This is a genomic window from Pseudomonas sp. OV546, from assembly GCF_900116845.1.
GTDB classification, from domain to species: domain Bacteria; phylum Pseudomonadota; class Gammaproteobacteria; order Pseudomonadales; family Pseudomonadaceae; genus Aquipseudomonas; species Aquipseudomonas petroselini.
Map to the genome: position 1 here is coordinate 50,341 of NZ_FPCE01000003.1, position 22,666 is coordinate 73,006.

Below are 22,666 nucleotides of genomic sequence, written 5' to 3' on the forward strand. Positions count from 1 at the left end.
GTGGATAGGGTGTTATGTCCGGAAAAGCGCAACAGCAGTCTCGTATCAAAGAGTTGATCGTTCTCGGTCGTGAGCAGGGTTACCTGACTTACGCGGAGGTCAACGACCACCTGCCTGAGGATATTTCAGATCCAGAGCAGGTGGAAGACATCATCCGCATGATTAACGACATGGGGATCAACGTATTCGAAGCTGCGCCAGATAAGGATTCCCTTATGCTGGCGGACGCCGATACCGACGAGGCTGCCGCTGAAGAAGCTGCTGCCGCGCTGGCTGCTGTGGAGACCGATATCGGTCGTACCACCGACCCTGTGCGCATGTATATGCGTGAAATGGGTACCGTCGAGCTGCTGACACGCGAAGGCGAAATTGAAATCGCCAAGCGTATCGAAGAGGGTATCCGTGAAGTGATGGGCGCAATCGCGCACTTCCCCGGCACGGTTGACCACATTCTCTCCGAGTACACCCGCGTCACCACCGAAGGTGGGCGCCTGTCCGACGTGCTGAGTGGCTACATCGACCCGGACGACGGCATTGCGCCGCCTGCCGCCGAAGTGCCGCCGCCTGTGGATGCCAAGGCTGCGAAAGCCGACGACGACACCGAAGACGACGACGCTGAAGCCAGCAGCGACGATGAAGATGAAGTCGAAAGCGGTCCAGACCCGGTCATCGCTGCACAGCGTTTCGGTGCGGTTTCCGATCAAATGGAAATCACCCGCAAGGCCCTGAAAAAGCACGGTCGCTCCAATAAGCAGGCAATTGCCGAGCTGCTGGCGCTGGCTGAGCTGTTCATGCCAATCAAGCTGGTACCGAAGCAATTCGAAGGCCTGGTTGAGCGTGTTCGCAGTGCCCTGGAGCGTTTGCGTGCACAAGAGCGTGCGATCATGCAGCTCTGTGTCCGTGATGCGCGCATGCCGCGTACCGACTTCCTGCGCCAGTTCCCTGGCAACGAAGTAGACGAAAGCTGGACCGACGCACTGGCCAAGGGCAAGGCGAAATACGCCGAAGCCATTGGTCGCCTGCAGCCGGACATCATTCGCTGCCAGCAGAAGCTGACCGCGCTCGAGACCGAAACCGGTCTGACGATTGCCGAGATCAAGGACATCAACCGTCGCATGTCGATCGGTGAGGCCAAGGCCCGCCGCGCGAAGAAAGAGATGGTCGAAGCGAACTTGCGTCTGGTGATCTCCATCGCCAAGAAGTACACCAACCGTGGCCTGCAATTCCTCGATCTGATCCAGGAAGGCAACATCGGCTTGATGAAGGCTGTGGACAAGTTCGAATACCGTCGCGGGTACAAGTTCTCGACATATGCCACCTGGTGGATTCGTCAGGCGATCACTCGCTCGATCGCCGACCAGGCCCGCACCATCCGTATTCCGGTGCACATGATCGAGACGATCAACAAGCTCAACCGTATTTCCCGGCAGATGTTGCAGGAAATGGGTCGCGAACCGACCCCGGAAGAGCTGGGCGAACGCATGGAAATGCCAGAGGATAAGATCCGTAAGGTATTGAAGATCGCTAAAGAGCCGATCTCCATGGAAACCCCGATTGGTGATGACGAAGACTCCCACCTGGGTGACTTCATCGAAGACTCGACCATGCAGTCGCCAATCGATGTCGCCACCGTTGAGAGCCTTAAAGAAGCGACTCGCGACGTACTGTCCGGCCTCACTGCCCGTGAAGCCAAGGTACTGCGCATGCGTTTCGGCATCGACATGAATACCGACCACACCCTTGAGGAAGTCGGTAAGCAGTTTGACGTGACCCGTGAGCGGATCCGTCAGATCGAAGCCAAGGCGTTGCGCAAGTTGCGCCACCCGACGCGAAGCGAGCATCTGCGCTCCTTCCTCGACGAGTGATACCAGAACCCCCGGCCCAGGCCGGGGGTTTTGCTTTCTACAGATAAAATTCCAAGCGACACCCCTCCCCCGCAATGCCCGTCTACACTCGAAACATTCCCCGTGCCATAACGAGACCGTTATGCCCAGACTGTCGACTGTGCTACTGCTGTCGCTGCTGACCTGGACCGCAACGGCTGGCGCGTTGACTCTTACCGATGATGAGCGTGGCTGGCTGGCGGACCATCAGGAGCTGAGCCTCGGGGTGGACGCGTCATGGCCACCTTTTGAATACCGTGACGAAGACGGCCGCTACCAAGGCTTGGCGGCCGATTACGTGCGCCTGATCCAGGATCGTTTGGGCGTCAGGATCAAGGTGATCGAAACGCCGAACTGGAGTGCCGTCCTGGAACTGGCCCGAGCCAATCAGCTCGACCTTGTCCCCAGCGTTATGTCGACGCCCGAACGGCAGAATTATTTGGCGTTCACACGCCCCTATATCGACTTCCCGATGGTCATCCTTGCCCACGAAGGCGGCGTACGACCGCGCAATCTCAAGGACCTGTACGGGCTGAAGATCGCAGTGGTGGAAAACTACGCTCCCCACGAATTACTGCGCACTCACCACCCCGACCTTAATCTGGTGGCCATGCCCAACGTCAGCTCAACCCTGCAGGCCCTGGCTACCGGCGAAGTGGACGCCGTGGTCAGCGACCTGGCGTCCAGTGTCTGGAGCCTGCGCGAACTCAAGCTGGACGGGTTGTATGTCAGCGGCGAAACCCCCTACCGCTATCAATTGGCGATGGGTGTACCGCGCGACGACAAGATGCTGGTCGGCATCCTCGACAAAGTCCTCGCCGACCTCAGCCCGGAAGAAACCAACACCATCCAGCAACACTGGGTGGGCAAGTTCACCGATAACCGTACGTTCTGGACCGATCTGCTGCTGTATGGCCTACCCGCGGTTCTGCTCTTGATTACCGTATTAGCCATTGTGATTCGGATCAATCGCCGACTCAGTTCGGAAATTTCCCGCCGTGTGGCCCTCGAACAGGAACTGCGCAGCAGCGAATACCACTACCGCGGCCTGGTGGAGAGCCTGTCCGCCATTGCCTGGGAAGCCAGCGTCACCGATTTCACCTACAGCTACGTGTCGCCGCACGCCGAGGAACTGCTCGGCTATCCGCGCGCCCACTGGCTGATCCCAGGGTTCTGGCGCAACATCATCCACCCCGCCGACCTGCTCCGCGCCGAAGCCTACTGCTACCGCGAAACCCGTGCTAACCGCGACCACAGCATTGATTACCGGGTGATCACCGCCGACGGCCGTTGCTTGTGGGTGCGTGACATAGTCAGCCTGATCGAGCACGGCCATGAGCCTGTGCTGCGCGGCTTGATGATCGACATCAGCGAAGCCAAACGCACCGAAGAGGCGCTGCAGCTTTCCGAACAGAAGTTTGCCTCGGTGTTCCAACAGTGCCCGGACATTCTGGTGATCGCGCGACTGTCCGATGGCTGCCTGCTGGAGGTCAACAAAGCGTTCGAGGATCAAGTGGGCCTGAAGGCCGAAGACGTGATCGGCAAAACGGCCACCGCGCTGAACATTTGGGGGATTCCAGGCATCGGCCCGGACCTGTTGAAACGGGTGCAGACCACCAGCATCCGCAACTTGGAAATGCCCTTTCTGCGCAACAACGGCCAGGCCTTTACCGGCCTTATCTCCGCCGAGCCGTTTCAACTCGACACCACTGAGGCCATCGTAGTGGTGGTGCGCGACATCACCCAGCTCAAGGAAACCCAGCAACAACTGCAAACCTCCGAAGAGAAATTCGCCAAGGCCTTCCATGCCTCTCCCGACGGCTTGCTGTTGAGCCGACAGCGCGATGGCCTGCTGCTTGAAGTAAACGACGGTTTCAGTCGCATCACCGGTTTCAACAGCGCGGCCTCCTTGGACCAATCAACCTTGGACCTGGGCATCTGGGTCGACCTCAACGAACGCAAACACATGCTGGAACTGATGGCGCGCGATGGCTTTGTGCGGGACTTCATCTGCCATATACGCCGCAACGATGGGCAGATTCGCCTGTGCGAGCTGTCCAGCCGCCCACTGCCCATCGGCGATGACGACTGCATGCTGACGATTGCGAGGGACATCACCGAACGCCAGCTGATGCAGGAAAAACTGCAACAGGCCGCGACTGTGTTCGAGAGCACGGCCGAAGGCGTATTGATCACCGACACCCGACAGAACATCAGCGCCGTCAACCGTGCCTTCAGCGAGATCACCGGCTACAGCGAGTCCGAAGCCCTCGGCCAGACCCCGCGCCTGCTCGCCTCTGGCCTGCATGACAGTGCCTTCTACGCCGCCATGTGGCACCAGTTGACCGCACAGGGTCACTGGCAGGGCGAGATTTCCAACCGACGCAAAAACGGCGAGCTGTACCCCAGCTGGCTGACGATCAGTGCGGTACGCAACCGCGAACAGTTGATCACGCACTTCGTTGCGGTATTTGCCGACATCTCCAGCCTCAAGCTGGCCCAGGCCCGCCTCGACTACCAGGCGCACCACGATCCATTGACCGGCCTGCCCAACCGTACGCTGTTCGAAAGCCGACTGCAGGCCGCCCTCAACGGGCATCAGGAAACCGGCAAACAGGGCGCCGTCCTGTTTCTCGACCTGGACCGCTTCAAACACATCAACGACAGCCTCGGCCACCCGATAGGCGACCTGCTGCTCAAAGACATTGCCGTGCGCCTCAAGGAACAATTGCGCGACATCGATACGGTCGCTCGCCTGGGCGGGGATGAATTCATCATCCTGCTCCCCGGCCTCCAGCACGCCAGCGACGCCCAGCACCTGGCCAATAAACTGCTGGCCTGCTTCACTCCCCCCTTCCAGGCGGGTGAGCACGAGTTCTTTATCAGCGCCAGTATCGGCACCAGCCTATACCCCGAGGACGGCACCGACGTCGCCACCCTGGTCAAAAATGCCGACGCCGCGATGTACCGTTCCAAGGCCAAGGGCCGCAACCGGGTCGAAAGCTACACCCGCGACCTCACGGCCCAAGCAAACGAGCGCGTGGCCCTGGAACATGAACTGCGCCGCGCCATAGAGCGCGACGAATTGAGCCTGTACTACCAGCCAAAACTGAGCCTGGCCACCCAGCAATTGATCGGCGCCGAAGCCCTGATCCGCTGGCACCATCCCACCTTCGGCGATGTCCCCCCCGAGCACTTCATCGCCTTGGCCGAAGAAAACGGCACAATCCTGCAGATTGGCGATTGGGTACTGGAACAGGCCTGCCGACAACTGCACGCCTGGCAAGGCACATTCGATGATTTCGGCCCACTGTCGGTCAACCTCGCCGGCGCGCAACTGCGCCACCCCGGCTTGCTGGGCCGCATCGAACAGCTGCTGCGCGACTACGGTCTTGACCCAGGCCGCCTGCAGCTGGAGATCACCGAAAACTTCATCATGAGCCAGGCCGAAGAAGCGCTGGAGGTCCTGCACCAACTCAAACACTTGGGCGTACAACTGGCGATTGATGATTTCGGCACCGGCTACTCATCCCTCAGCTACCTCAAGCGCCTGCCGCTGGACTTCCTCAAGATCGACCAATCTTTCGTACGCGGCTTACCCGACGATCCCCACGACGCCGCCATCGTGCGCGCCATCATCGCTCTGGGCCACAGCATGCAATTCACCATCATCGCCGAAGGCGTGGAGAACCCCGCACAGCAAGCCTTCCTGGCCGCCGAAGGCTGCGAACAGATGCAGGGCTACATCGTCAGCCTGCCGTTACCACCGGCGCTTTTTGCCACGACGTTTCTTCGTATGAGCATTGGGGATTTTTCGGATGGCACAGCGGGTAAACCATCGTTATAATCCGCGGCCTACTGAGGGCCTATAGCTCAGTTGGTTAGAGCAGGGGACTCATAATCCTTTGGTCCACGGTTCGAGTCCGTGTGGGCCCACCATATAAACCAAGCACATCAGCCTCACTGGGTGTTGATACACAAAAAAACGGCACGCATTGCGTGCCGTTTTGCGTGCCACTTCCAAAACCCTGCATAACGTCACCTGGCGTTTTTACCCGCTAGACCTCATCTCCATCGGTATTGCCGCTCGCCCTTACCGCAAGCTCGTACTCTCGCATCTGGTGAACCGCTTCCTCGCATCCGTTGCATAACGAACCATATTTGCTCTGGTCCTGGTCAAGGAACGAATCACATTCAGAGCATTTAGCCGGATGACATTCGTACGTGCAGAGGTGGCAGATGCCCTCAGACAGATCGAACGTCGGATGCCAGCAATGCTCACACTCGATAATAACCTCAGCCTCATCGAAAGGGTTTTCCTTTAAATACCTTAGCTCTTCTGCCAACACCTCAGTGAAGGAATCGGTCTGCCCACAAGCCATGCAAGAGCAGCGAAATTCTGAATCGTCGAAGCGGAGCGACGATGCGGCGTCCTCCCTGTACGGCTCCAGCAGCGCAGAGCCACACGCGCGGCATAAGCATGTTTGGAAAAGCTCCATAGTGTGATCCAGAACACCAAGAGCACTCCACCGGGATCGTGAGTCCGCCAAGCTCTTAGAGTAGAAGTCATGATTTTGAAGCATCACATCCCAAGTCGCACCTAGAAGCTCATATGGGTTTTCTCTGATTTCAGTGGTGATGAAATCTCTTAGGAGCGGAAACAGTGCGACGAGGAATCTCTTTATCTCCTCGATGGGATGCTGAGCATGTAGATGCTCTAGGTCATTACGGCATCGTTGAAGCTCATTAAGTACGCCCCAATCGGTAACGACATTCAGATCTTTGAAAAGCTTCCGTATGTCCTTTACGTCGACGGTCCGCGATTCTTGCTGGAGCACAACATCAAGGGCTCCGTCCTGGCGAATACGTGCCTCAAACCCCTTGGTTTTGTAGATCAGCTTGGCGGCGTTCTCGGGTGACCCTGCCATCACTGCAATTTTGTACTTGAACAGCAGCAGCACCCCTGCAAAAAGGTTGCGGGCGGCAGAGACCACCCGAATCGACCTATCAGCAGATTCAATGCTCAGCTGGTAATCCTCGACGCCTAGACATATCGAATCCAGAGCATTTTGCAAAAGCTTCGCGCTATCTAGCGCACTTTGATTCTTCCCAGCCATTACGCCCGCCTCTCACCCTGCACCACTCGATTAGACAGCTTACGACTTTGTGTGCGAATCAGTATTCCGGATACGCCGAGATTGAAACGAGCGTTTGAAAATAACTTTATTTATTTCATTTATCGCAACAGTACGCAGACCGTGGAAAACCTAGAAGAGGAAATTGAAACCGTCAAGAAAACGGGTATTGTTACGGTTGAACACCCCCATAAACACTGGGTATCCTTGATACACGAACTCACAACAAGGAACACAGCATGAACGAAAGCCTACTCACTTTACCGATGGTCGCGACTAAGGTTTGCCTGTCGAGAAAGTCTATTTATGACAGAATTCGCAACAATGAATTTCCCTGCCCTAGAAAACTAGGAAGAGCGAGTCGATGGGTTGAAAGCGAAATCAACGACTGGATTCGCAAGCTACCTATGGGCGGGCCTAGCCAGCTGGCTGACACCATCTGATATGTGACTCAGTTCCCATGCCCCAAGCTTCCTTGATTCAGACAGGCAGGACTCGGGAATTGAATCACTCTTAGCAACAGACTCTTCTCTTGGACTCACCCAGCAACAGCGCGCTAAGCAGCGTTACCTAAGATGAAGAAAGAAAGCTAAAGCGAAAATAATAATAAGAGCATACAAAAATGTCCGACTATCTTTTAGATTTTGCAACACTATCAAAAAAAATCCGTCTATCTCGTTACACTATTTACATATTAATCAGTGATGATACGTTTCCTAAAGCCCGAAAAATAGGGAAAGCAAGTCGCTGGATTAATTCAGAAATCGAAGAGTGGATGATAAATCTACCTACGTCCTCGGCTGACGTGCCAAATTGCCCAAAAAAAGAAAAGTGATTTTTGGTCGATGCTTTCCAACCAGCCTAAACCTTCAGCAGTCACAGATAGCGTCATAACGTTATTTGATCCGCGCAACAAAAAAATGTTGCGCCGCTTGACTGCGGACCAAGTTAGCGGGCTGACGAAACATTTTATCTCCGAAATCCAAGCTAAGATAAAGAATATCCAACAGAATTGCCTTCCGGAATATCGCCGGTTATTTTCCGGTGACTTCAACCCCCAACTCCCTCTCGATTTCGAAAAGAAATTGAGGTTAATCGAGTGTGGAACGCACTCTTGCAAGGCAGTAGATGAAATATTAAAAAAGGAAGCGGCTCGATATGATCAGGAACTGCGAATTCTATGCGATATTGAACTCTCAATTTACCCGTACCTACGCGCCCCAGTTCGGAAGTGCGATCACATTATACAAATTAGCTATTTGACGGACTTTAGCTTTGTAAAGCGTAGATTCACAAAATGTGTGCATAACGCTCGGCTAGAATATGAGGCAAAAACAAGATCGATCGGTGGCAAAACCGACATAGATTATTGCTCAAATGAAACTGTGACTTTTATCCGGCGCAGAGATGAAAAAAACGCGGAATTCTTAAAGCGGAGAGATGTTCTCGTTAAGGAAACCGGCCACCTCATTAATTTATACGACCTGCATTTAAAGCAAGCAGAACGAAAATTCAACGAAAGCTATTTTATTATAAAGAATCTCGAAGCTATCGCGATTGAACGGGGCCTCATGCCCTATATGCTAACGCTCACTGCACCAGCCAATTATCATCCGAACCCAATGAACGGAAGGTCTAGTTTCGATCAGACCAGCAGCTACGATAGTCAAAAATACTTAACTCGCACCTGGGCAAAGCTTAGAGCCCTATTAAATAAACGCGGAACGCCGTTCTCACTTGAAAAATGTTTCGGCGTGCGAACAGCGGAGCTTCATAAGGATGGCTGCGTCCACTGGCATATCCTTATGTTCATAGATCCAAACATTTTAGAAGGCTTTCAACAATGTTTAGATTTCTATTTCACCTCTCGACAGGCCGATGTAAAAGAGATAGATGGGGTAGCGGCTGCTACCTACGTATTGAAATATATAGGAAAGACTGTAGACACTTCAAAACTCGAACGCACCGATCTCTATGACGAACAGGCAGATAAAATAAGAAAGGAGCAGGATTTATCAACGATAGTCGACGTAGAGCGCGTACGCGCCGGAATTCGAGCTATGGGGATAAGGCAGATGCAATATTATGGAATAGAAGGATCTTTAACGCTATTCCGAGCGCTTAATAAAATAACTGACCCGCTAGCAAACCTTCCAGAAAGCGTGCGCGCAATATTGTCAGAGTGCCGCATGCATGACCGATCAAATGGAAATACCAAAATTACCAATTTTCTAGCCTTTAAAAACTTCTTATGCGATCACCTAGCAAACGTCGAATTGATTCGTGAAGAGATTTTGAATAAGCACGGAGCAACGACGAAGCGAGTTATAGGCGTTCGTTTCCTCGATAGCATGATTGAAATATTGACAGGCGATAAATACGAAGTTGTCACGAACATACAAGAAACCACCAAACCTGCCGAAACCAGAGCACTGCTACATTGGCAGGAAGATGAAAAATCAAAATCAAAAGACAAAGTTACAGTTATTTCTATTTACCCAAGAAAAGCGGACCGTACAAACTTAAAGAGTTTTGCCCGCCCAACTGCTTCAGAACTATTAAAACGAGCTAAACTTCTAAATCCTGATCGCTACACGACCCCATATTTAGCATGCAACGCACCGCCTGAACGCTCAAACCCGTTAACCTACGCTAAAATCTGTAACCTGATGTCAATGCCATAAACATGGTCAATTACATAAACATCAAAATTCGATTTTATTATTCTCAGGACCCGATTTAGTGTCAATGACATTGACATACCGGCCTACAGCCGAATGGCCCCAGGGCAGCAAGTGTTACGAGTGTTTATAGTATTGACACTTCAAAATTAATGCGTGTTCAAGTTCATCAGCGGGGATTCACCCCCGCGCCCCGACGCTGCTTGCTATCCCGCGACATGAAGCCGTCACGCAATAACAACCAGCCCTAATCAAAAACTCTTTCAAGGTCAATTCTCCGAACCACCGCAAAGGCATATTCCGGAGTGCTGCCATGCGCAATGTGGTAACTTTCAGTAAATTTTTTACAGTCGCTGTAAAGCTCGCGTATCGAGCGTAAGACCCGCTGTTTGGCCCTCTGGAAGTCGCTCAGATTGTACTGTTCAGTATGCCCAACTCTGATACCGAGACCGGCCATGAAGACATCAACGCTCCCAAACGCGTCGAAAGTGAAACCCCAAGCGTTCCTCAGCGTGATTTGATAATCCAGCTTTGGGCGCTTTAGCGCAAGCAAGGGCCTGATCTTAGGGCATTCTCCAAAACAAATACTAAGATTGAGTTGATATTCACTCTCAAGCTCTGAGTAGTTTCGGAGCACCGAAGCTTTCAGAACATCCTCATGAAAGCTCAATACACCATCATTTACAGAGGAAAAATAATCATAAATCTGAAAGAAATGACTGTACATCTCCAACATTTTCAAAGTGGCGTCGTATGCACATTGTTTGTAATTTGAGGAATTATCAGATTGCATTTTTCTTCGCCACGTCGATTTGAGCGGCAAATGGTGAACTATCGAATCAAACCATAACAGTTGAATATCTCTATCTGCGACTTATGACTCTATAGTCTGGAACTATGTCAATCATATAATCTGCTTTCACTTTATTGTCTCACTATTAAACATAGTGACAAAATCCAAGATCAGCATTCATCTGACGCCCACTCCATCTATAAACATTCGTTTTGCTGCTATCACACTGACGTCCGCGTTACTGTCCAAAGCGGCGCGCAGTTCTAAAAGGCGTAAATGGACCCCACGCACACCAAAAGCGTCGATCAATTCAAGGTAGAGCAATTCTTGCCTATCGAAGTCTTCCTCAACTTGCGGGAGATATTTATTCATGATTTCACTCAGCATTTAAATTTAACTACATTATAAACATGAAACTCAACTAATTTAGAGACCTTAATCGGAATCGGCTTTCATAATTGCGAATTTTAGAAGGGCTAGCGTGCTAGCTGCGTAATAGCATGAACTTGACCACTCATTTGCATTGCCACTGACCAGTCAATCGCATTCGTGCTGACCAACCATTTGCATTCGACTTGACCAGCGTACGCGGTAGTGACGACCGGCAGAGAACGGCCATGAGCAGTCTGTCGGTGCGCGCACCACGCCAAATGTGATTCAGAGAGCTTGTCATTCGTTCGCAAGCTGCTTGTATAGAAGGTCTCGGGCGTCGACTTCGTCGTCCCCTTCCCCTGGAAACGCTCCAGATATTGCCATTCTGTCCAAGTGCTCGACTCTAGGTGCGGGAAAGCCATTGCTCATACAGTGCTCTGATAGCCAATGGTAGGTTGCAAGTACTAGGTGAGTAAGTGGCTCAGCCTGATAATCTGGTGCCACCTGCGGAGTACTTATCAATAGTAATGCTGCCAACCGACGGCTCATGTCCTGCGTGTATGTCGGGTGTGTCTGTGCAAACCGTTCAGCTATGTGCTCTACAAGAGAGACGATATAAGTCAACAAGTAGGGTAGGCGAGAGTAGAGAAAGGCCCACTGCGTCAGCGCTTGATCTTTTTGCGAGAAAATAAAATTAATATTGTATTGCTCTGTTTTTATTGCTTTATGCTCGGTGAATAAGTGCATTGCCTTATTACATATGCCATCAAAGCTGTCTCGCTCGGTTTTGTCGTAACGAAGCTTTGCTATGTAGTTAGCATCCAGTCGCGACGTTTCACCAATGATCTCCAGTACTTTTTGGATGCGGCGGGTATGCCCGTCTATGCCGCCTGCATTCTGTGGGCGTAGCTTTGAAGGGTCGTCAGCAATCATTTTCGCGAAGGTTTTTTTGTCCGCAACTACCGACTCAAGCAGGTAAAGGCTCTCTTGAAATGGTTTTCTCAGTAGCATATATGCAATAGCGAGCTTGCCTTTCCTAGATGCTTCGAGCGCTTCGAAAATACAATGAAGCATATCCGACAACACTGCTGGGAAGGCCATAGTGACGAGCACATCAACCTCGTCATCCATGCGACCACTTTGCTTTAACCAATCAATCAAATCATCAGCTTGATCGAACGCGTTTTTTTCATGTTCGCCATTAAAGGATATATTTGTGACAAATATCCCCTGTTTCATGCCTGAAACCAGCAACTGGGCTGCTACGTCGTGCGCTGCGAAGCAGAACTTGTATGCTGCGTGAAATTGCTCTGGCAGCACGGTGTTATCTTCCAACAGCCTTTTCATTCACTATCTCCGTTGCGTATCGCTGTGCAGTTAAATGGAATTTGACAAAGAGGCAGGGCACTATCCTGTACTATAGCGCCAACTGAAAGGGCGAACTGAATCCTGCTAGGCTTGAGTATTTGGACGGCAGCTGACCGATTCCTCCTTCCCCCGACAGGCAGCTTTGGGTCGTGGATTTCTGCCTGTCGCCATCGGCAGCAATGGCTAATCTAACCCTACATAGATATGTGAAGCGAAATGATTGATCGGTACGCTGGGTGGCAACCCCTAATAGAAGCCACCAAAGCTCTAAGTGAAAGGTATGGGGTAAAAATCTATACCCAGCCAAAAGCAGGGTTTTTGCGCGCTTCTGCGCCATTTTCAGCCCCCTCGGAACTTCTGCGACTTCTAGATAGGATAGAGGAGCAAAGCTCAGTTACTTGCCAATTCTGCGGGCGAAGTGGAGCTGCCGAGCGAAGCGTCCAAGAATGGATTTATACCATCTGCCCAAACTCCAAATTGGCAAACCGCGCTGATGGCGCCGTAGGGGCGTCCTGCGCTTTATGAGACGCCTCCAGCTTGGAAAGCTGCCTCAAAATCTGGTCTGCCCTCGCTCTCTCGCTATCCCGCTCCCAGGCTATATCTGAAAGCTGCTTATCGAGGCCCGCGTGAGAACCGTCGCGCTCCTTGAGCACGCACACCTGCGCCTTCAATTTATCTCGCTGACGCTCGGCCTTTTCAGCTCGCTCCAAGGCTCTATCACGCTCTTTTTCCAATCCTAGAAATCTATGGGCGATGCTCTTGCCTGCTGCCTTCACAGAGGCCAGCAACCCCTTGGTTTTCCCCGTCTCTGACCGAGCCTCTTTCAGATCCTTGCGGAGCGTTTTGGCCTCAGTTTTAAGGGCTTCAATCTCCTTATCTTTGCTGCCCAGGAGTCCGGTCAGTTTCGCCCACAGGCTTGTTTTGCCGAAATCCTTAATGGCTTCATCGCGGCCCTGATCGCGAGCTTCCTGAATTGCTTTGTCGGCGTCCTTGGTGGCTTTGTTGCGGATCTTCCGGGCTTCATCTAGGGCCTCGGCACGCATCGCCTCGACGGTCGCCTCAGCGCCTTCCAGCTTTGTTCCGACGGCTGTCTCAAGGTCGACGACCTTCGTCATTTTCGTCGCAAGCTGTTCGACGGCGTGCTGCTCTTGCTTCCATTCATCGCGTGATAATCGGCGTCGTGCGGGTCCTATTCTGGTCAACCCGTTCTGAGCCCCGACGCTGTCAAAATAGCTATCCTGCCAGCTGCGCATGGCGGCCTTATAGGCGTTGTTCTGATCGCCTTTGGCTAATCCTTCAGCCTTCGCCTCGGCCGCAGCTCGCTTGCCTTCGTGAACGGCGTCAAAACGCTCTCCAGGCAGCGGAATTACGTACCAGTGGAGGTGGGGGTGCTCTTCATCCTTATGCTCGATCACCGAGCGCAGGCGCTTTCCATATCGCTCTTTCAGCCAATTAATAGAATCGCCTCGGATCTTCTCCCAGGAATCGCCTTCCGCGCCAGGAGGGCAGCTCACGACCCCAGCCATGAGGCACAGGCCATCCGCCCGCATTTTACGACCTTGAGCATCTTTCATCGTGGACGCGTACTCATTACAGATGTCTTCCAGCTCGCTCACTGGGGCACCATAGAGCAGCGTAGGTGGTAGGGGTTCTGTAACGTGATCGCATGCACCAGGCTCTCTCTGAGCCTCTGCAATGATACTTCGGACACTGTGGCCCCCGGTCTTGCCTTTTGCTGCTTTCAATGCAAAAGAATCGACATGTGCAAACTGAAATCCGGCCATTTTTTAGGCTCTCCTTATTATATGTAACATGCCCATTTTACATCAAAAACAGAGCAAAAAACGGAGCCAGATCAAAAGCATAGTGACCGACTATGTTTATTACTTCCTCACTTCGTTCGTCATTCATAAACGCGGTGCTGCCGCAGGCAGAAGCAAGGTCAAAAGCATGGATTGGCGTGGTCTATATTCATATTCCACACATCCACAGGGCCAGATCAAGAAATTCATCGCGCCCATAAAATCCGACATTTAATTAATATGAGGATGTTATTATGAGTTAAAGAAACGACATAATTGAAGGAGCAAATAAAATGAGAGCTACCAACTCAGACGATCTAGACAAACTAGATTCTATTGACGAAACATTAATAAGCCTTGATGAACACCCAGAAAATCCACTTTACTTCTATATGTTTTCAATAGCAGCACCAATCCTAACGTATGAATATTTTTTCCTGCTGACCAAATTTAATATTTTTTTAGAGTGGGCACGCCACCTATGAAAGCTATTTCAATACCTAATGAGATTCAAATCGTAGAAGTTGAAAAGATTTTGCAACTGGAAATCATCAAGCACGAAAAATATAGAGAGCTTTATTCACTTCTTAAATTAGAGCAAACAAACAGGGCTAAGATTCGTCTTCTAATGACAGAACTGGCACTGTGTACACCGTCTGATTATAGCTACAGCCCGATGAGGCCATCAGAACGATTCAATGCTGAGATTAATAAGAAAACAAACAAAAAGAAGAGTGATGATAGCGAGGGAGCATCACCGAGCCAACGTGAGAGAACCAACCAATCTTACCCTTCAAAGTGAATGCCCCCGCTAAAGGGGCATTCGTTTGTTTCAGAATGTTTTGGAGTAAAGTATTACGCCTTTATCTATGACATTTACCTTCTGTGGATCAATCATCAGATATCGCTTATCTTTCAAGACCCCACCAGCCCGCTCTCGCTCCACTGATGATATATAGCCAAAGATCTCGAATTGCGCGCTCCCACGTGCGTCCTCAAGCTTCTTGGCAACTTCTTCCTGATCAATTTTCAGATTAAGCTTCGAGCCGTTAACGACGCCAACTAGGAAATTTGTCGTACCTGGTTGTATATAGCATCGAGGCTTTTGCGCCTTTGCGTACGTGTTTGGATTACTCATTTCAGCTTTTGTATAATCGAGCTTCTCAGAAAAAATACAACTGTTGCTCACGAAGCTGTGCGATTCAAAATCATAAGTCTTAAAATCTGCATCAACAATCATCTTTACACGAATGTTTCCATCAATCTTCTGAGCCTGAGCCTTGATGAGGGTTGATATCTTTTCTGCCAGCTCACGCTTTTTGAATGCATCCTGGCTTGCCGCGAATTCTGTTTCATACTTAGAAAGTTCCGGCAAATCAGATTCCACCATAAGCGCACCGCTCAACGACTTAGCAATTTCATCTGGATTTTCGTCCCAATTACGCTTAGCCGTATAAATTTGAATAGCACTAATCTTAGATTGAATATTCAGATAGCTTGCTTCATCAGCAAGACCAGGAGCGGAAAATTCTGTCCGAAGTGGTTTATTCGATTCCTCAAATTCTTTCTGAGCTTTCACCCCCTCCTCTGTCATGCCTTGCGCATTGACAGCTCTGCCAGAGTTGGCCTTTGAGTTACTTGCCACTGCATCAGTGTCTTCTTTACCACACGCAGTTAGCAACGCACTACCGATGAGTACCAATGAAACCGCCTTCAAACCTTTACTAAAATTAAACACCTGTTTTCCCTTCCTGAGCGTTAATCTGTTTCCAAGTGGAATTAATTTCAGTAACCGCACGACTGTAATAGGTTTTCTCGATGCTAATTTTATACATCTGAAAACCTAGAAACCCGAGTACCAGCAAAATCGCCATGTTGATTAACGTACCCATTAGATAACCCAAATCGCCATGTGCTGACTGATATGGAAACCAGATATAGATACTCATAAATAGTAAAAAAGCCCCAAAAAATCGGTTGCCCGTAAACTTTTTATACCGACCCATCAAATTCATACCAAAAATTAGCGAGCCAGCACCTAAAATTATTCCTGCAATATACCCAATATAAGGCACTGAGCAGCAGGCCCCTAGAAAGACAGCCCAAAGAGCGGCCTTAACGGAATTGTGCATTGCTTTTTGCGAAACTGGATCTTCGACAGGAATTTGGTCATTTCTTTTAAAAGCAATAATCTCTCCGTTGAAAAATGCAAGACCTATTTTTGCTCCGGGGCGGATCGGTACTGCGGAGTTTTGAAGATTTATGTTCTCTACTTGGCCGTTGGATAGATCTTTCAGCCAAACATTTTTTGTGTGAGTAGTATTAATTTCATCAGCATTGCCGTGAATATAACTAGCTTCATCATTGCTTAACACTTCATAAACGCCGGACTTAAAGCGCATCACTCACCTTCTCTCATGCAATAAAATTATGAGCAACAACTTAACAAGCATTCCCTGACGCCTCACAGATCGCTAGCGTTCAACACGCCAAATTTCCGGCAGGGCCAACGGATCGACACCCTAATGGGTCGTAAATGCCGTGGTCATAAATGCATCATCGCCGCACATTGTGCGGATGGCAAGAATTTCGTATTCCTCTGATGTTAACGGAGACCTGTTGAGGATAGGTTCGGCGATCCGTGAGCGCAGGAAAGCTAGGGGATTGAGCCAGGAAGCTCTGGCAGACGCTGCTGGGATCGATCGAGCGCATGCAGGGAAGATTGAGAGAGGGGAGAGAAATGTCACGATTCTTAACATCCTTAGAATCGCCAGCGCTTTAGGATGTCGCCCTTCTGATCTGCTCGTGGATTCAGGGCTGTAGGGGCACCCTATGGCGCTTCGCTTTCAGCCTCGTCGGTCTCGGAGTCATATGGCTGAAAATAGTACATCCCCTTGGCTTGAAGTTCCGAGCCAACAAACGCCGGAATCCCTATTCCCTTAAGAATGTCATCTGCTCCTGAAAGGTAATCATTCCATTCATTGTTAAAATGCCTAACTGTTTTTGAGAACTCATAAGCTGTTGCATGAGGCTTCTTGGAGAATGGGTTAGCGCACAAAATACAGAACGCTTCACTTAAATGCCAATGACCAGTTATTTTATGTTTTGAAGCAGGGTCTTTATGTCGATGGTATAGATTGGTCAAAACAACCATATCCACCCTATCATAAGCCGCACGATCAGCGTATGAATCGTTGGTAAAGAGTCCTTGAACACCAAACAGATAAGAATGCCATTTCTGCATATCCATAGCATCATCACACGCGACAATAAGAATATTTAACTCATTATCGGGGGTCACTGCTGCAAATTTACTATGTGCCGAAACAAGGAACGTCTTAAGATTATTATCCATATGACGCTGCTCGGACAAGACATGCCCATCAGATGAAAAGAGTTCTTGAAGCTGCTCTACTAACTGCGCATAGTCATCGAGACGACCCATTGCTCCTATTTTGAAACCGCTAGCTTTATCTACCAACTCTTTTTTAACAAAATCTGCGCATTTAACTTCTATATTATATTTAAACCCACCTATACGCACAGAACAGTCTACGTCTTTCGGAGGATTTACTTTCTCCTCATATATGAATTCATCTGAATAAAAACGCGCATAATGGGCGCAAACTGTTAGCTCCACAGCCGACTGTATGTATGCCTGCTCGCTTACAGGACTCGTTTCAAGGCTTAGCTTTTTAGTACACAAGTCGTTCCTTTGAGCGTCGCTTAGAAATGGAGTCAAGACACTGAGGGCCTCGTTTAGCCCCATCGCGTAAGCCTCAGTAGCAATAAACTCATTCCCCAACTTAAACTTTAATACTTCACCACTATCACTTTTCATTAGGTTCCCCCTCTTTCACACTATCCAGGATACGCACCAGCGCAAGCTCTAATGCATCAACAGTTTTCCGATTCTTGGGAACTGCCTTCTGGGGATCGTTACGATAATGATCAGCCACTAGGCCTGATAGACCGTGACCTTGAAGCAAATCACTATCTTCGTTGCTAATGCACTCTGCCTGCATGATCTGCGCTACTGTTCGCCTAAAATCCCCAGGTGTAAATTTCGGAACTCTTTTTCCATTTACTATTGAGTGATCGGACTCAAACCACAGAGCCACAGCATGAGCAAATGTGGAAGACGAGATCTTCGCTTTTCCGTTGGTGGAAAATGGCAGCGTGCAATTTGGGCCATTGAAGCTCCGGACGCCCTCAAGGATTGCTATTGCCCTGCCAGTCAGCGGTAGAACAGCGAGCCTCGGTTTTGAGTTCCTGCCCTTTTTGTCGATAATAGAAAAGGTTTTCTCCTCAGGATTATAGCTACTCCACTCCCGCCTAACGATCTGGTCGATTCGTTGCCCGCCAGTTGCGATGGCAAATTTCATAGCCGCAGCGACAACAGGTCCAACTCCTTCAGTGACTGCTATGGTGTGCCAGAAAAGCTTTAGCTCCTCATCTGAAAGTGCTCTATCCTTTGGTTTTTTAGCTGTTGGCACCGGCACTGATGAGACCGGATTAGACCTTAAGCCATAAGTCTTATCTGACCGCTTACCAACAGCATATTCACACTTCAAACCGTACGCAAAAGCGGCGTGTAACGCCGAGCGAATTTTCTCAGTTTGCCGCTTTGCCCCCCTATTCCACACTCTGTTCAATATTTCCTGAATATGTCTAGGCTCAACATCACGGGCCTTCACAGCCATGATTTCGGGAAATGACTCTAAAAAATCACCCCGGAGATAATTTTCAAAATCTCGAATTTGATCTGGCATCACCTTGCCGGTGCGATCTTCAATATAGTCTCTAAACAGCTCAGTGAAGGTGCTGCGGGCCGACTCAGCAGCTAGCAGCCTTTCAGCTTCACGCTTGGTTAGGTCAGCTCGCTCAGCCTGAAGAGCAAAATACGCCTCGATATCTCCATGATCTCTGGCTATCTCACCAAGCTCCCGAGCTTTCGCCCGGACTTCTGAGAGAGACAACCCTCCCCCACGTTCTGACGAGCGATACGCCCCGATCTTACGCTTTCTCCTCAATCCTCCACGCGGAGTGTAGCGAAGATAAACCTCAATAACGCCGCTCTCACGCCGCTCAAAATAAATTGTGCCAGGCAGCCCTTGCAGCTTTTCGCTGAGGGTCCCGGTACTCATCTGCTTAACCTGAATGTCTTTGAGAAAGCCCGCCTTGACAGCGCTCTTCTGGTTACTGGTAGTCATCATTCGCGTGCCATTCTGCGTGCCATTTACGTGGGTGATGACACCCTACATCGACACACGCAGGAATACAAACCGTACGTATAGAATCCGTATAAACCAGCATATTCAATGCATTAGGACATTTTTTTAGTCGTCGGCACACAACGTTATACATTTGCAGAGGGGACTCATAATCCCTTGGTCGTAGGTTCGAGTCCTACTGGGCCCACCATCTTGAAAGCCGCGCATTGCGCGGCTTTTGTGTGTCTGGAAGCCTGTAATATGCTTCCCGTCACCGCCTACACTCTGGAGCCCACCTTGCCCGCCCTAGATGAAATCGATCGCCAACTCATAGCCGCCCTGCAGCTCAACGCCCGCGAAAGCGTGGCCATGCTCGCCCGGCAGTTGGGCATCGCGCGCACTACCGTGACGTCGCGCCTGGCTCGCCTGGAGAAAACCCAGGTGATCACCGGTTATGGCGTGCGCCTCGGGCAACGTGTGGTCGACGGTGGCTTGCAGGCTTACGTCGGCATCACCGTGCAGGCGCGCTCGGGCAAGGACGTGCTGCGCAGGCTGAGTGCTATGGCCCAGGTGCAACAGTTATGCGCGGTGAGTGGCGAGTTCGATTACGTCGCGTGGCTGCGCACTGATTCGCCTGAACAGCTGGACCAATTGCTGGACCAGATCGGCAGCGTCGACGGGGTGGAGAAAACCACCACCTCAATCATCCTCAGTAACAAATTGGATCGCGGACAACCAATCTGATCACCACGCTCGTCATTCTGACTAAAAACAGATCAATTCGACGACACTTTGCGTCTTATTAACGAACGCTACACGCCCTAAACTGGCTGCCATCTTTTCCTATACTCAGCGGGTCACATCCGCCGATGTCGCCAGTAAGGTCAGCCATGAGCATTCCGTCCAGCACCCTCAGCAAGACCAATCGCCACCCCGCCGACGGCAAGAAACCCATCACCATCTTTGGTCCGGACTTTCCGTTTGCCTTCGATGACTGGATTGAACACCCTGCAGGCCTGGGCAGCATCCCCGTCGCCAATCATGGCGCCGAAGTGGCAATCGTCGGCGCCGGGATTGCAGGCCTGGTAGCTGCTTATGAGTTGATGAAACTGGGCCTCAAGCCGGTGGTGTACGAAGCCTCGAAAATGGGCGGTCGTTTGCGCTCCCAGGCTTTTGAGGGCGCCGAAGGCATCATCGCCGAGTTGGGTGGCATGCGCTTCCCGGTGTCGTCCACCGCCTTCTACCACTATGTGGACAAGCTCGGCCTGGAGACCAAACCCTTCCCCAACCCGCTGACCCCGGCGTCCGGCAGCACCGTGATCGACCTCGAAGGCCAGACTCACTACGCACAGAAACTCTCCGATTTGCCGGTCCTGTTCCAGGAAGTGGCTGACGCCTGGGCGGACGCCCTGGAAGCCGGCTCGCAGTTCGGCGATATCCAGCAAGCCATCCGCGACCGTGACGTACCGCGCCTCAAAGAACTGTGGAACACGTTGGTGCCGTTGTGGGACGACCGCACCTTCTACGACTTCGTCGCCACCTCCGAGGCATTTGCCAAATTGTCCTTCCATCACCGTGAAGTGTTTGGCCAGGTCGGGTTCGGCACGGGCGGCTGGGACTCGGATTTCCCCAACTCAATGCTGGAAATCTTCCGCGTGGTCATGACCAACTGCGACGACCACCAGCACTTGGTGGTCGGCGGCGTTGCCCAAGTGCCGATGGGCATCTGGCGCCATGTACCGGAGCAGTGCGCCCACTGGCCGGCCGGCACCAGCCTCAGTTCGCTGCACCGTGGCGCACCGCGCGCCGGGGTCAAGCGCATTGCCCACGCGGCCGACGGCCGTTTCGCGGTGACCGACAACTACGGCGACACCCGCGAATATGCCGCCGTGCTCACCACCTGCCAGAGCTGGCTGCTGACCACCCAGATCGAGTGCGACGAAACCTTGTTCTCACAAAAGATGTGGATGGCCCTGGACCGCACGCGTTACATGCAGTCATCAAAAACCTTTGTGATGGTCGATCGCCCGTTCTGGAAGGACAAAGACCCCGAAACCGGCCGCGACCTGATGAGCATGACCCTGACCGATCGCCTCACCCGTGGCACTTACCTGTTCGACAATGGCGACGACAAGCCTGGCGTGATCTGTCTGTCGTACTCGTGGATGAGTGACGCGCTGAAAATGCTCCCGCAGCCCATCGACAAACGCGTGAAGCTGGCCCTCGACGCCCTGAACAAGATCTACCCGAAGGTCGATATCAAGGCGCGCATCATCGGTGACCCGATCACCGTGTCCTGGGAAGCCGACCCACACTTCCTCGGGGCTTTCAAAGGCGCGTTGCCCGGCCACTATCGCTACAACCAGCGGATGTATGCGCACTTCATGCAGAAGGACATGCCCGCCGAACAACGTGGGATCTTTATCGCCGGTGATGATGTGTCCTGGACCCCAGCCTGGGTGGAAGGCGCGGTGCAAACCTCGCTGAACGCGGTGTGGGGCATCATGACTCACTTCGGTGGCAGCACCCACCCCGAGAACCCAGGGCCGGGTGATGTATTCGATGAAATCGGGCCAATCGCCCTGGCCGATTAAGGAGTTGAGCATGCGCGTCGCCCTGTACCAATGCCCACCGTTGCCGCTGGATGTGGCCGGCAACCTCAAGCGCCTGCACCAACTGGCCCACGAGGCGTCCGACGCCGACGTGCTGGTGCTGCCGGAGATGTTTCTGAGCGGCTACAACATCGGCGCCGAGGCCGTTGGCGCCTTGGCCGAGGCACAGGACGGACCGTCGGCGCAGGCGATTGGCGAACTGGCCAAAAGCGCCGGGCTGGCGATTCTGTACGGTTACCCGGAGCGCGCCGAGGACGGCCAGATCTACAACGCCGTGCAGCTGATTGACGCCCACGGCCAGCGCCTGTGCAACTACCGTAAGACTCACCTGTTTGGTGACCTGGACCATTCGATGTTCAGCGCCGGCGACGATGATTTCCCGCTGGTGGAGCTCAACGGTTGGAAACTAGGCTTCCTGATCTGCTATGACCTGGAGTTCCCGGAAAACACCCGACGCCTGGCCCTCGCAGGCGCCGAACTGATCCTGGTGCCCACCGCCAATATGGTGCCGTTCGACTTTGTCGCCGATGTCACGGTGCGGGCACGGGCCTTTGAAAACCAATGTTATGTGGCCTACGCCAACTACTGTGGGCACGAAGGCGAGATCCAGTACTGCGGGCAAAGCAGCATCGCCGCGCCGAATGGCCTGCGCATCGCCCAGGCGGGCCTGGATGAAGCGCTGATCGTCGGTGAGCTGGATCGCCAGTCGATCCTCGACGCCCGTGCTGCCAATCACTACCTGCAAGATCGTCGCCCCGAGTTATACGGTGCACTGCACAAGCCCTGATCCAGCCGGTTTGTGAGCGG

20 protein-coding genes and 1 tRNA gene are annotated in these 22,666 nt (G+C 51.8%); 12 read left to right on the plus strand and 9 right to left on the minus strand.

Annotated features, from left to right (window positions below; genetic code table 11):
- The first annotated feature begins 14 nt into the window (after nt 1-14).
- The 3 genes from rpoD (at nt 15) to BM403_RS08230 (ending at nt 5,822) form a co-directional block, all read left to right on the plus strand.
- The gene (gene rpoD / locus BM403_RS08220) at nt 15-1,865 is read left to right on the plus strand and encodes an RNA polymerase sigma factor RpoD (RefSeq protein WP_093542409.1); all 1,851 of its coding nucleotides are present in this window, start codon (nt 15-17) and stop codon (nt 1,863-1,865) included.
- Nucleotides 1,866-1,986: 121 nt separating this feature from the next.
- Nucleotides 1,987-5,730, plus strand: coding sequence for an EAL domain-containing protein (locus BM403_RS08225; RefSeq protein ID WP_046035011.1), 3,744 nt, complete (start codon nt 1,987-1,989; stop codon nt 5,728-5,730).
- Between the two features lie 15 nt (nt 5,731-5,745).
- Nucleotides 5,746-5,822 (plus strand) — tRNA-Ile (locus BM403_RS08230).
- Between the two features lie 119 nt (nt 5,823-5,941).
- Here the strand turns inward: BM403_RS08230 and BM403_RS08235 are convergent.
- Nucleotides 5,942-7,000, minus strand: a complete 1,059-nt coding sequence (locus BM403_RS08235) for a hypothetical protein (protein ID WP_175538058.1) — start codon at nt 6,998-7,000, stop codon at nt 5,942-5,944.
- Nucleotides 7,001-7,257: 257 nt separating this feature from the next.
- Here BM403_RS08235 and BM403_RS08240 point away from each other — a divergent pair, with 257 nt between their 5' ends.
- The 3 genes from BM403_RS08240 (at nt 7,258) to BM403_RS08250 (ending at nt 9,702) form a co-directional block, all read left to right on the plus strand.
- A complete protein-coding gene (locus BM403_RS08240; RefSeq protein ID WP_093542411.1) occupies nt 7,258-7,461 on the plus strand; it encodes a helix-turn-helix transcriptional regulator in 204 nt (67 codons plus the stop codon).
- Nucleotides 7,462-7,640: 179 nt separating this feature from the next.
- On the plus strand, nt 7,641-7,853 hold the full coding sequence (locus BM403_RS08245; RefSeq protein ID WP_093542413.1) for a helix-turn-helix transcriptional regulator: 213 nt from the start codon (nt 7,641-7,643) through the stop codon (nt 7,851-7,853).
- 10 nt (nt 7,854-7,863) lie between these two features.
- Entirely contained in the window at nt 7,864-9,702 is a 1,839-nt protein-coding gene (locus BM403_RS08250; protein WP_093542415.1) for a replication endonuclease, read from the plus strand.
- Between the two features lie 244 nt (nt 9,703-9,946).
- Here BM403_RS08250 and BM403_RS08255 read toward each other — a convergent pair whose 3' ends face one another.
- The 4 genes from BM403_RS08255 to BM403_RS08270 form a co-directional block, all read right to left on the minus strand.
- Nucleotides 9,947-10,492 carry a hypothetical protein gene (locus tag BM403_RS08255; RefSeq protein WP_093542418.1) on the minus strand — a complete coding sequence of 182 codons (546 nt, stop codon included), beginning with the start codon at nt 10,490-10,492 and terminating at the stop codon, nt 9,947-9,949.
- A 177-nt stretch (nt 10,493-10,669) separates the two neighbouring features.
- Complete coding sequence (locus BM403_RS08260) at nt 10,670-10,864, minus strand: hypothetical protein (RefSeq protein WP_139237954.1); 195 nt, start codon at nt 10,862-10,864, stop codon at nt 10,670-10,672.
- 297 nt (nt 10,865-11,161) lie between these two features.
- Nucleotides 11,162-12,211 (minus strand): hypothetical protein, encoded by a 1,050-nt coding sequence (locus tag BM403_RS08265; RefSeq protein ID WP_093542422.1) that lies wholly within the window; start codon nt 12,209-12,211, stop codon nt 11,162-11,164.
- A 473-nt stretch (nt 12,212-12,684) separates the two neighbouring features.
- Nucleotides 12,685-14,016, minus strand: a complete 1,332-nt coding sequence (locus BM403_RS08270) for a plasmid recombination protein (protein ID WP_093542425.1) — start codon at nt 14,014-14,016, stop codon at nt 12,685-12,687.
- A gap of 311 nt (nt 14,017-14,327) precedes the next feature.
- Here BM403_RS08270 and BM403_RS31405 point away from each other — a divergent pair, with 311 nt between their 5' ends.
- Both BM403_RS31405 and BM403_RS31410 read left to right on the plus strand, forming a co-directional pair.
- Nucleotides 14,328-14,519 (plus strand): hypothetical protein, encoded by a 192-nt coding sequence (locus tag BM403_RS31405; RefSeq protein ID WP_139237955.1) that lies wholly within the window; start codon nt 14,328-14,330, stop codon nt 14,517-14,519.
- Nucleotides 14,516-14,836: a hypothetical protein gene (locus tag BM403_RS31410; protein ID WP_139237956.1), complete on the plus strand. Its 321-nt coding sequence runs from the start codon at nt 14,516-14,518 to the stop codon at nt 14,834-14,836. Before BM403_RS31405 ends, BM403_RS31410 begins: the two co-directional genes overlap by 4 nt.
- A gap of 30 nt (nt 14,837-14,866) precedes the next feature.
- Here the strand turns inward: BM403_RS31410 and BM403_RS08275 are convergent, their stop codons facing one another.
- Nucleotides 14,867-15,772 carry a hypothetical protein gene (locus BM403_RS08275; RefSeq protein ID WP_139237957.1) on the minus strand — a complete coding sequence of 302 codons (906 nt, stop codon included), beginning with the start codon at nt 15,770-15,772 and terminating at the stop codon, nt 14,867-14,869.
- Nucleotides 15,765-16,436 carry a hypothetical protein gene (locus BM403_RS31415; protein ID WP_139237958.1) on the minus strand — a complete coding sequence of 224 codons (672 nt, stop codon included), beginning with the start codon at nt 16,434-16,436 and terminating at the stop codon, nt 15,765-15,767. The genes BM403_RS08275 and BM403_RS31415 overlap by 8 nt, the downstream gene beginning before the upstream one ends.
- A 175-nt stretch (nt 16,437-16,611) precedes the next feature.
- On the opposite strand from BM403_RS31415, the gene BM403_RS08285 reads away from it, so the two are divergent.
- Nucleotides 16,612-16,857: a helix-turn-helix domain-containing protein gene (locus BM403_RS08285; protein ID WP_093542431.1), complete on the plus strand. Its 246-nt coding sequence runs from the start codon at nt 16,612-16,614 to the stop codon at nt 16,855-16,857.
- 7 nt (nt 16,858-16,864) lie between these two features.
- Here the strand turns inward: BM403_RS08285 and BM403_RS08290 are convergent, their stop codons facing one another.
- Both BM403_RS08290 and BM403_RS08295 read right to left on the minus strand, forming a co-directional pair.
- On the minus strand, nt 16,865-17,875 hold the full coding sequence (locus BM403_RS08290; protein ID WP_093542433.1) for a hypothetical protein: 1,011 nt from the start codon (nt 17,873-17,875) through the stop codon (nt 16,865-16,867).
- Entirely contained in the window at nt 17,865-19,247 is a 1,383-nt protein-coding gene (locus BM403_RS08295; protein WP_139237959.1) for a tyrosine-type recombinase/integrase, read from the minus strand. Before BM403_RS08295 ends, BM403_RS08290 begins: the two co-directional genes overlap by 11 nt.
- 297 nt (nt 19,248-19,544) lie before the next feature.
- Between BM403_RS08295 and BM403_RS08300 the strand changes: the two genes are divergently transcribed.
- The 3 genes from BM403_RS08300 to BM403_RS08310 all read left to right on the plus strand — a co-directional run bounded on the left by BM403_RS08300 (nt 19,545) and on the right by BM403_RS08310 (nt 22,646).
- Entirely contained in the window at nt 19,545-19,991 is a 447-nt protein-coding gene (locus BM403_RS08300; RefSeq protein WP_043206337.1) for an Lrp/AsnC family transcriptional regulator, read from the plus strand.
- 146 nt (nt 19,992-20,137) lie between these two features.
- Nucleotides 20,138-21,841, plus strand: coding sequence for a flavin monoamine oxidase family protein (locus BM403_RS08305; protein WP_015886191.1), 1,704 nt, complete (start codon nt 20,138-20,140; stop codon nt 21,839-21,841).
- A gap of 10 nt (nt 21,842-21,851) precedes the next feature.
- Nucleotides 21,852-22,646, plus strand: a complete 795-nt coding sequence (locus tag BM403_RS08310; protein ID WP_015886192.1) for a carbon-nitrogen hydrolase family protein — start codon at nt 21,852-21,854, stop codon at nt 22,644-22,646.
- Nucleotides 22,647-22,666 lie beyond the last annotated feature (20 nt).

Coding starts and splice junctions, on each gene's coding strand:
- rpoD (WP_093542409.1), top strand. CDS start 15: ATGTCCGGAAAAGCGCAACAGCAGTCTCGTATCAAAGAGTTGATCGTT.
- BM403_RS08270 (WP_093542425.1), bottom strand. CDS start 14,016: ATGGCCGGATTTCAGTTTGCACATGTCGATTCTTTTGCATTGAAAGCA.
- BM403_RS08285 (WP_093542431.1), top strand. CDS start 16,612: ATGGCAAGAATTTCGTATTCCTCTGATGTTAACGGAGACCTGTTGAGG.
- BM403_RS31415 (WP_139237958.1), bottom strand. CDS start 16,436: ATGCGCTTTAAGTCCGGCGTTTATGAAGTGTTAAGCAATGATGAAGCT.
- BM403_RS08295 (WP_139237959.1), bottom strand. CDS start 19,247: ATGACTACCAGTAACCAGAAGAGCGCTGTCAAGGCGGGCTTTCTCAAA.
- BM403_RS08310 (WP_015886192.1), top strand. CDS start 21,852: ATGCGCGTCGCCCTGTACCAATGCCCACCGTTGCCGCTGGATGTGGCC.
- BM403_RS31405 (WP_139237955.1), top strand. CDS start 14,328: ATGAGAGCTACCAACTCAGACGATCTAGACAAACTAGATTCTATTGAC.
- BM403_RS08225 (WP_046035011.1), top strand. CDS start 1,987: ATGCCCAGACTGTCGACTGTGCTACTGCTGTCGCTGCTGACCTGGACC.
- BM403_RS08305 (WP_015886191.1), top strand. CDS start 20,138: ATGAGCATTCCGTCCAGCACCCTCAGCAAGACCAATCGCCACCCCGCC.
- BM403_RS08235 (WP_175538058.1), bottom strand. CDS start 7,000: ATGGCTGGGAAGAATCAAAGTGCGCTAGATAGCGCGAAGCTTTTGCAA.
- BM403_RS08290 (WP_093542433.1), bottom strand. CDS start 17,875: ATGAAAAGTGATAGTGGTGAAGTATTAAAGTTTAAGTTGGGGAATGAG.
- BM403_RS08265 (WP_093542422.1), bottom strand. CDS start 12,211: ATGAAAAGGCTGTTGGAAGATAACACCGTGCTGCCAGAGCAATTTCAC.
- BM403_RS08240 (WP_093542411.1), top strand. CDS start 7,258: ATGAACGAAAGCCTACTCACTTTACCGATGGTCGCGACTAAGGTTTGC.
- BM403_RS08250 (WP_093542415.1), top strand. CDS start 7,864: ATGCTTTCCAACCAGCCTAAACCTTCAGCAGTCACAGATAGCGTCATA.
- BM403_RS31410 (WP_139237956.1), top strand. CDS start 14,516: ATGAAAGCTATTTCAATACCTAATGAGATTCAAATCGTAGAAGTTGAA.
- BM403_RS08245 (WP_093542413.1), top strand. CDS start 7,641: ATGTCCGACTATCTTTTAGATTTTGCAACACTATCAAAAAAAATCCGT.
- BM403_RS08260 (WP_139237954.1), bottom strand. CDS start 10,864: ATGAATAAATATCTCCCGCAAGTTGAGGAAGACTTCGATAGGCAAGAA.
- BM403_RS08255 (WP_093542418.1), bottom strand. CDS start 10,492: ATGCAATCTGATAATTCCTCAAATTACAAACAATGTGCATACGACGCC.